This window comes from Hydrogenophaga sp., from assembly GCF_051007235.1.
Classification (GTDB): Bacteria; Pseudomonadota; Gammaproteobacteria; order Burkholderiales; family Burkholderiaceae_C; genus Hydrogenophaga.
Map to the genome: position 1 here is coordinate 1 of NZ_JBPCSJ010000528.1, position 7,888 is coordinate 7,888.

9 protein-coding genes and 1 pseudogene are annotated in these 7,888 nt (G+C 67.2%); all 10 read right to left on the minus strand.

Annotation, left to right across the window (positions count from 1 at the left end):
• Positions 1 to 534: pseudogene (locus tag ACR2JA_RS18725) on the minus strand (hypothetical protein); the annotation flags it as partial.
• Between the two features lies 1 nt (position 535).
• Positions 536 to 1,480 (minus strand): 4-hydroxy-3-methylbut-2-enyl diphosphate reductase, encoded by a 945-nt coding sequence (gene ispH / locus ACR2JA_RS18730; RefSeq protein ID WP_434010580.1) that lies wholly within the window; start codon positions 1,478 to 1,480, stop codon positions 536 to 538.
• A gap of 48 nt (positions 1,481 to 1,528) precedes the next feature.
• The gene (pufC, locus tag ACR2JA_RS18735; protein WP_434010581.1) at positions 1,529 to 2,950 is read right to left on the minus strand and encodes a photosynthetic reaction center cytochrome PufC; all 1,422 of its coding nucleotides are present in this window, start codon (positions 2,948 to 2,950) and stop codon (positions 1,529 to 1,531) included.
• On the minus strand, positions 2,950 to 3,927 hold the full coding sequence (gene pufM / locus ACR2JA_RS18740; RefSeq protein ID WP_434010582.1) for a photosynthetic reaction center subunit M: 978 nt from the start codon (positions 3,925 to 3,927) through the stop codon (positions 2,950 to 2,952). Before pufM ends, pufC begins: the two co-directional genes overlap by 1 nt.
• A gap of 15 nt (positions 3,928 to 3,942) precedes the next feature.
• Positions 3,943 to 4,782 (minus strand): photosynthetic reaction center subunit L, encoded by an 840-nt coding sequence (gene pufL, locus ACR2JA_RS18745; protein WP_434010583.1) that lies wholly within the window; start codon positions 4,780 to 4,782, stop codon positions 3,943 to 3,945.
• A 119-nt stretch (positions 4,783 to 4,901) separates the two neighbouring features.
• The gene (gene pufA, locus ACR2JA_RS18750) at positions 4,902 to 5,105 is read right to left on the minus strand and encodes a light-harvesting antenna LH1, alpha subunit (RefSeq protein WP_434010584.1); all 204 of its coding nucleotides are present in this window, start codon (positions 5,103 to 5,105) and stop codon (positions 4,902 to 4,904) included.
• 12 nt (positions 5,106 to 5,117) lie between these two features.
• A complete protein-coding gene (locus ACR2JA_RS18755; protein WP_434010585.1) occupies positions 5,118 to 5,342 on the minus strand; it encodes a hypothetical protein in 225 nt (74 codons plus the stop codon).
• A 39-nt stretch (positions 5,343 to 5,381) separates the two neighbouring features.
• Complete coding sequence (gene pufB / locus ACR2JA_RS18760) at positions 5,382 to 5,525, minus strand: light-harvesting antenna LH1, beta subunit (protein ID WP_291124319.1); 144 nt, start codon at positions 5,523 to 5,525, stop codon at positions 5,382 to 5,384.
• A 142-nt stretch (positions 5,526 to 5,667) separates the two neighbouring features.
• Complete coding sequence (bchZ, locus tag ACR2JA_RS18765) at positions 5,668 to 7,149, minus strand: chlorophyllide a reductase subunit Z (protein WP_434010586.1); 1,482 nt, start codon at positions 7,147 to 7,149, stop codon at positions 5,668 to 5,670.
• A partial coding sequence (locus ACR2JA_RS18770; RefSeq protein WP_434010587.1) for a nitrogenase component 1 occupies positions 7,136 to 7,888 on the minus strand: 753 nt, incomplete at its 5' end. The genes ACR2JA_RS18770 and bchZ, both read right to left, overlap by 14 nt.

Consider the following 7,888-nt stretch of genomic DNA (forward strand, 5'->3'; position numbering starts at 1 on the left):
GCGCGCGGTTTGCATGGCGCTCTGGGCCGCGGGGGCGTTGCGCCAGAACTCCATCGCCTTGGCGGGGCGGATGCTGGCGCGCGTGAGCGCGGCCAGCGGGCGGCTGTCCTGGCACACGCCGTCGTCGTTGGCCGCGCCGGCGTATGGCCCCAGCTGGGTCGGGTGGGTGGCGCCCCAGGCCTGTCCGTCCCAGGCGCCACGGGCCGACTCGACCTCCAGCAGCCCGCTCCAGAACGTGGCGGCGCGGGTGCGGTAGGCCGCCACGATGGGGCCGCTCAGAAAGGCACGGGCCTGATCGGCATGGTCGAACAGCGCGATCAGACCCTGGTGGCTGGGGCTGGGCCGCAGCCCGAAGCCGCCACCCGCGCCGCTGCCCATGACCTTGCTGAACACCAGCCCGGGGATGTCTTTGAGCGCCGAGGGGCCTTGCACCAGGCGCATCCAGGCCCAGGTCTGGTGCTGGCGCTGGAAGTTGACCAGCACCACCACCACCACGCCCGAGAGGGTGATGAGGCCAGCAGAGGTGTTGGGCATGTCAGACCACCGGCACAGCCAGCTGCACCGGGAGGCGGAACCGGGTGTCTTCCCTCACACCGGCCAGCTGCACCACGGGGCCTGCGTGGCGCTGACGCAGGGCCGCGACCACTTCCTGCACCAGCACCTCGGGCGTGGAGGCGCCCGCGGTGACGCCCACCCGCAGGGTGTCCAGTGCGGGGGCGCGCAGCCACTCGGGCCGGATGTCGCTGGCGTCCTGCACCAGGTGGGCCGGCACACCGTCGTGGGCGGCCACCTCGCGCAGGCGGTTCGAATTGGAGCTGTTGCGCGCACCGACCACCAGCACCAGATCGACCTGGGCGGCCAGGGCTCGCACCGCCACCTGGCGGTTCTGCGTGGCGTAGCAGATGTCGTCGACTTCCGGTCCCACGATGTCCGGGTAGCGCGCGTGCAGCGCCGCGATGATGTCGCGCGTGTCGTCCAGGCTGAGGGTGGTCTGCGTCACGTAGGCGAGCGGCTTGCCGGTGGGCAGGTTCAGTGCGGCCACATCGCCCACCTGGCTGACCAGGTGCACCGGCGCACCGGCCTGGCCCATGGTGCCCACCACCTCTTCATGCCCGGCGTGGCCGATCATGAGCAGCGTGCGGCCCTGGCGCACGAAGCGCTGGGCCTGCTGGTGCACCTTGTTCACCAGCGGGCAGGTGGCGTCGACCGAGTGCAGGCCCAGGTGCTGCGCCTGGGCCACCACCGCGGCCGACACGCCGTGAGCGCTGAACACCACCTGGCTGCCGGCGGGCAGGTGGGCCAGGGTGTCCACAAACACCGCGCCACGCGAGCGCAGATCGTTCACCACCCACTGGTTGTGCACGATCTCGTGGAACACGTAGACCGGCGCACCGTGGCGTTCGAGCACCCGCTCGACGATCTCGATGGCACGCGTCACACCGGCGCAAAAGCCGCGTGGCTGAGCCAGAACGACTTGCATGGTGTGGACCTCATGGAGCGGACGCGGGGTGGTGATGGCGTGCGGTGGTCAGGGCTTGGCGAGGTTGATCTCGACGCGGCGGGCGTCGGTATCGGCCCCGGCCACGGCCATCTCCGGCTTCTTGAGCTCGATGCGGTCTTCGCTCACGCCGGCCGCCTTGAGCGCGTCGCGCACCGCGAAGGCGCGCAGCTTGGACAGCTCCATGTTGGCTTTGAGGTTGCCGCGCTGGTCGGCAAAACCCGAGACCGTGACCTTCACCCCGGCCTGGCCGCTGAGCAGCTTGCCCGCGTCTTCAATGACCTGGCGGGCTTCGGGGGACAGACCGGCCTGGCCCGTGGCGAACAGCACCTTGGCGGGCAACTGGCTGCTGAGGTCGGCGGCGGGCGCTGTGTCGGTCGGCAGGCCGTCGGCCGGCGCGGCCGCGGCGGGCACCGCGGGTTTCCCGAACGCGGTGCGCAGGCTCTCCAGACCCGGATGGTCCTTGAGCATGGGCGCGCCGAACAGCGGCTTGTAGGCGCCCTGGTGGCAGGTGGTGCAATTGGCTTTGGCCACGTCGCCCAGTTCGCCCTTGCGGTTCGCCGGGAAGGTGTCGGTCAGCGGGACCATGAAGGCGTTGTTGATGTCGCGCACCATGCGGATGCCGTGGAACGCGGTCACGCGCTGGGGTGGCCCACCCTCCCATTTGCCGAAGGACTGTGTGGTGTGGCAATAGGTGCAGTTCACGCCGAGGGACGTGGACATGTGTGCCATCAGACCGTAGGTCTTTTCGGTGCTGGCGATGCTGGACCAGTGCTCGCCGGGCAGCGCCTGGGTGGACTGGACGCGGATCGGCTCAGAACCCAGCAGGTAGGGCGAAAACGGATCGTTGGGCAGCGAGGCGAGCTTGACGCTGGCGGCCGGGGTGTTCTGCCCCATCTTGTTGCCAATGAAGTCGGCGCCCTTGGTCTGCTGCTCGGGTTTGAACCAGACATTCGCGGGCACCGCCTGGCCGCGGTGGCAGGTGAAACAGGTCACGCCCGTGGTGGAGACGTGGTTCTGCCACTTGCTGTTGATGGTCTGCGTCATCTGCACCATGCGGCGCGCCACCACCTTGGTGTAGAGGCTGTCGTCGGCCAGGTTGGCCGGGTTGTGGCAGTAGGCGCAGCCCTTGTCGGGCGCCACCCAGGCCGTCATCGACACCATCAGCTGCGTGAACTGACCCACGCTCAGGTCGCCCAGCACCTTGACGTTCTGGTAGACCTCGCCGGCCTTGGGTCCTTCGGCGGAGGCGGGCTCCTGCGACGCCGGCGCCTGGTTGGCTTCGATCACGCCTTCCATGGTGCGGGGGTTGTAGACCTGCACCATGCCCGTGCCGCGGTAGCCGTGTTGCACGGTGTCCATGGGGGGGCGTTCGCAGGCGCCGAGCAGCAACAGCGAACCGAGAGCAGCGGCCCGCAGCCACGGGCTTTGCAAAGTGGTGGTGTTGTCCATCATTGGCCTCCGGGGGTCAGCGCCGGGTCCATCACGGCAGGGAACACATCGGGATACGGGGGTGCCACGCCATGCTTGATGGCCCAGAGATACCAGTTGTCCACCACGGTGCCGGTCAGCAGGATGCCGATGCCGCCCACCAGCGGGCACAGCACGGCGAACCACCAGGCCCAGCGGTGGATGGATTCCATCGTGGCGTTGAAGCCCATGGTCCAGCGCCAGAACAGGGCGGCACGTTCGCTGGCGGTGCCACGGTCCACGATCTGTTCGATCTCGCGTTCACCGCCGAAGCGGCTGACCGCCAGGATGGTGGCGCCGTGCATGGCGAACAGCAGCGTCGCGCCGTACAGGAAGGCGATCGAGAGCGCGTGGAACGGGTTGTAGAACAGGTTGCCGTAGCGCAGCGAGAAGGCGGCTGTCCAGTCCAAGTGCGGGAAGATGCCGAACGGCACGGCCTCGCTCCAGGACCCCATCAGCACCGGGCGGATGAAGCCCAGCACCAGGAACAGCCAGATCGCCGCGGCAAAGGCCCACGCCACGTGGGTGCCCATGCCCAGCTGGCGAGCCCGGGTGTAGGTGCGCGCCCACCACAGCAGCAGCGAGACGGTGAGGAAGCCACCGGCCATCAGCCACCAGCCGCCGTCGTTGAGCGGTGGCAGCGAGAGGCCGTACTGCGCGGGTGGCGGCTCCAGCGAGAGCCAGAACAGTTGGCGGATGAACTGGATCGGGTCCCAGTTCACCGAGGCCAGCATGTTCATGCCCATGATGTTGAAGGCCAGCACGCCGAAGATCAGCGAAGCGATGCCCAGGCCACCCAGGTAGATCGGGCCGATCTGGGCATTGCCCAGGCGACCGAACAGGTGGACGATGGCCGGCACATCACCGGTGCGGGGGCTGTTGCCGTGCGGCAGCGGCACGCCGTGGTGCAGCGGGCCGGTGGCCTGCACGGTGGTGAAGAGGTTCTGGTATTGCGCCATGGTGTTCTCCTGGGTTTACTTCAGAGGCCACTGGGCCCAGATCGGCATGTTCAGCCACCAGCCCCACCACTCGGGCCAGCCACGGCTCCAGAACGGGCCGCTGATGACGATGCACAGCGCGCTGAACAGCACCGCGGCCAGCGCGAGGAACAGGCCCAGACGGTGGATGCCCAGGGTGCCCACCGAGTAGCCGATGATGTCGCGGAAGAACGTGTCTTCGTGTTCGGGTGTCTTGACCGTCTCGCCGGGCGCCGGGTTGGTGGCCGAGAGCACCAGGGCGCCGTGCAGCGACAGGGCGAAGGTGGTGGCGAAGAAGAAGCTCACCGCGATCATGTGCGCCGGGTTGTAGTGGAAGTGCAGGTACTGGTAGCCCACGTTGGACACCCAGTCCAGGTGGCTGAAGATGCCGTAGGGGAAGCCGTGGCCCCAGGCGCCCAGCAGCACCGGGCGGATGACGACCAGCGTCACATAGGCCAGGATGGCGACGCTGAACGCGGCCGGCACGTGGTAGCCCATGCCGAGTTTTCGGCAGATCTCCACTTCGCGCAGGGCCCACGACACGAAGGCGCCGATGGCACAGACGGTGATGAGCTGCCACAGGCCGCCTGCCATCAGCGGCGCGAAGCGCAGGCCGTACGACAGGTCGGGGGGCGCGATGCTGATCTGCCAGAGGTTCCAGGTCGGCCCTTGCGAGGCCCCCCAGAGGATCATGGCGGTGCCCAGGAACGCGAAGAACAGCGTGGTGACACCGAAGAAGCCGACGTAAAAGGGCCCCACCCAGAAGTCGAACAGGTCACCGCCAACCAGTGTTCCGCCTCGAACCCGGTACTTCTTTTCAAAATTGAGCATGGCCATGGTGCGGCCCTCCTGACTCAGGTGGATTTAGGACGTCAACGCAAAGGAATGGGGGAGGGGCGTAGGTGCTGCGCTGCGCACAGCGCGCAGTCGCAGCATCTGCACACCTCGTGCGACGTTCAGGACGTCGCCGAAGGCACAGCCGATGGCATCGGGGCGAGTTGCGCCGCCGCGGCTGCCGGGGCCTTTTTCGGGCCGTCGAGCCAGTTGAACTTGTTGGTGCTCAACAAGATCAGGTGAATCATGGCCGCGAGCGCAAACAGGAACACTGCCTGGGCAACCATGGTGCGAAGGGGGTCGAAAAGACGCCAGATTCTCCACATGATGTTTTCTCCTTAAATCAGTTGGGACATGACGGTGTAAACCGCGGCATGCACGCCCGAGAAGATGCTGGTTTTGTGCTCAGCGCCAGGCAGCCACTGCTGCCAATGCAAGCCGACCAGACGGCCCAGCATCGCAACCGACAGCAACAGCACAAAGCACGGGGCAAAAACCAGGACAAACGAAAGCTTGTCGTCCCGGTGAGTGGGCTTATGGGTTTCATAAGACACGACGTTCATGGCAGTTCTCCGATCATGAAAAGTGAAGCCGGTCTTGACTCAGAGCCAGGGCCGCCAGAACCACACGAGCGCATGGGCGACCACGGCGATGGCCGTGAACCCGATGAAGCCCTGGATGTAGTACTGGTGGAACTCCTGAGCTTCCTCGTCTGTCAGGCCGGAAATCGATGTCCGCGTTGCCATACGAATGCTCCTTCTCAAAAAGGCCGTGAGGCCTGCGTTGCGCCCGACCCGCGCAACATGGGCAGCCGCAGCGAGATGCCACGACATGGGGGTGGTCCGGCCGGGTGGCCAGGGTCCGAATGGGGTGTGAAGAACAGAGCGCTCATGCCGGCGCTCCCAGACCGAGTTCCAGGCCTGCGGTGTTCACATGGGTTTCGTTCACAGCGGCTTCACCGCTGTCGCGGGCACGCTGTTCGGCGGTGTCGCGCAGCCGCTTGGCCACCGAGATCTGCACCAGCACCGGCTGGTTCGAGATCAGGGCGTGCAGGCGGGTCTGGGCGCTGTCTTCCCAGGGCGTGGCCAGGCCGGCCGCCGCGCCACGCGCCAGCGTCGGGTCGACCTTGTCCATCTCGGTGCCCAGCGGCAGGATGTGGAACAGCGCATCGAACAGCGCGTTGCACACTTCCTGGATCAGGTAGGTCGCGCCGCTGTAGCCCATGAACGGCGTGCCGGTGTGGCGGCGGATGATGGCGCCCGGGAACGAGGCCGGGATGAAGGCCGCGCGCATGGGGCCTGTGCTGCCCGCCTCGGCCAAATACATGCGCTCGTTGAAGCTGCCGAACAGGATCAGCGGCGTCTGCGTCTTCACCATTTCGCGCACCGCCGCGTTGTCGGTTTTTTCACCGGCCTTGCGCGAGACCGCGAAGCGGCAGGGCAGGCCCATCTCGGCTTCCAGGAAGTGCTGCAGGCCGCGCGCGTAGGTGCCGTTGGCCACCACCGCAAAACTGGCGGTGGCAAAAAAGTCTTGCGTGACCGAGCGCCACAGGTCCCACACCGGCTTGATGGTGGTGTGCTTCTCGCGCTGGATGAAGGGTTCCGGGTCCAGGCCCAGCAGTTCGCCCAGCGTGCGCAGGAATTTGGTGGTGCTGTGCAGGCCGATGGGGGCCTGCAGATACGGTCGGTCCAGGGCTTCGCACAACATGCGGCCGAACTCGCGGTACATGCAGATGTTCACGTCGGCCTCGACCAGGCGCGAAACTTCAGACAGGTGGCTGCCCAGCGGGAACACCAGGTTGATCTCGGCGCCGATGCCCTGCACCAGGCGGCGGATCTCGGCCAGGTCGCTGGCGCTGTTGAACACGCCGTAGCTCGGGCCGATGATGTTGACGCGCGGCTTCTCGCCAGCGGGGCGTTCGGCCAGCGGCTTGCGCGCCGGTACCTTCTTCATGCCGTATTCGCTCCAGAGCCAGAACATCGCGCGGTCGGCGCATTGCCACTGGTCTTCGTCGATGGTGCGCGGCAGGAAGCGCATGAGGTTCGTGCCTTCGGGCGTCACGCCGCCGCCGATCATCTCGGCAATCGATCCGGTGACGACGACGGCGGGCAGCTCGGGGTCGAGCACCGCGTGGGCGCGCTTCATCGAGCCCTCGGTGCCTTCGCGGCCCAGCTGCTCTTCGGCCAGGCCGGTGACGACGATGGGCAGCTCGTGCGGCGGCAGCGCATCGGTGTAGTGCAGCACGCTGGTGACCGGCAGGTTCTCGCAGCCCACTGGGCCGTCGATCACCACCTGCAGGCCCTTGATGGCGGTGAACACGTAAACCGCACCCCAGTAGCCGCCAGCGCGGTCGTGGTCAAGCACCAACATCTTGTGCCTCCCGCTTCTTGGCGGCCTTCTCGTTGAGGCGCCGCATTTCCTTGCGGAAGTTCGGGAAGGGCTTGGGCACGTCTTCCCACACACCGGCTTCGTCGCCCTGGCCGACACCGCCGAAGAATTCTTTCATCGCGTTGAAACGGTGCTGGTTGCCCATGGCGGCGTTGACCACCTGGATCAGCGATCCCGCACCGGCCACGCCCATCAGCGGGCGGGCGGAAATCAGGTTGGTGTAGTACAGGGCCGGCACGCAGGCTTCCTTGGCGGCCTGCACCACCGGTGTGGTGCCGATGGCCAGTTGCGGCTGGTACTCGTGCAGCGCGTCGAGGTCGTTTTCCAGCGAGGCGCGGAACTGCACCTGCACGCCTTTGGCGCGCAGCCATTCGGCGTCGTGAGCATTCCACGGCGTGGCCGGGCAGGCCGAGCCGACGTAGCGCAGGTCGGCGCCGCATTCGACCAGCAGGCGGCCCACCAGCAGCTCGGAACCTTCGTAGCCGCTGAGCGTGATGCGGCCGTTGATCTTCTGCTGCGACAGCACGCCGCGTATCGCCCCGAGGGTCTGGTTGCGCGCGGTGTCGATCAGCGCCTGCGACACGCCGGTCGCCTGGCCAATGGCGCCCAGCCAGTGATGTGTGCCGTCCACGCCGACCGGTGCCGAGCCCACGATGGGGCGGCCCGCGGCCTGGAACTCGCGGATGCTGGCGGTGTAGAACGGGTGGATGGCGGCCACCGC

Coding starts and splice junctions, on each gene's coding strand:
- ACR2JA_RS18755 (WP_434010585.1), bottom strand. CDS start 5,342: ATGAACGTCGTGTCTTATGAAACCCATAAGCCCACTCACCGGGACGAC.
- pufA (WP_434010584.1), bottom strand. CDS start 5,105: ATGTGGAGAATCTGGCGTCTTTTCGACCCCCTTCGCACCATGGTTGCC.
- bchZ (WP_434010586.1), bottom strand. CDS start 7,149: ATGTTGGTGCTTGACCACGACCGCGCTGGCGGCTACTGGGGTGCGGTT.
- pufL (WP_434010583.1), bottom strand. CDS start 4,782: ATGGCCATGCTCAATTTTGAAAAGAAGTACCGGGTTCGAGGCGGAACA.
- pufC (WP_434010581.1), bottom strand. CDS start 2,950: ATGGACAACACCACCACTTTGCAAAGCCCGTGGCTGCGGGCCGCTGCT.
- pufB (WP_291124319.1), bottom strand. CDS start 5,525: ATGGCAACGCGGACATCGATTTCCGGCCTGACAGACGAGGAAGCTCAG.
- pufM (WP_434010582.1), bottom strand. CDS start 3,927: ATGGCGCAATACCAGAACCTCTTCACCACCGTGCAGGCCACCGGCCCG.
- ispH (WP_434010580.1), bottom strand. CDS start 1,480: ATGCAAGTCGTTCTGGCTCAGCCACGCGGCTTTTGCGCCGGTGTGACG.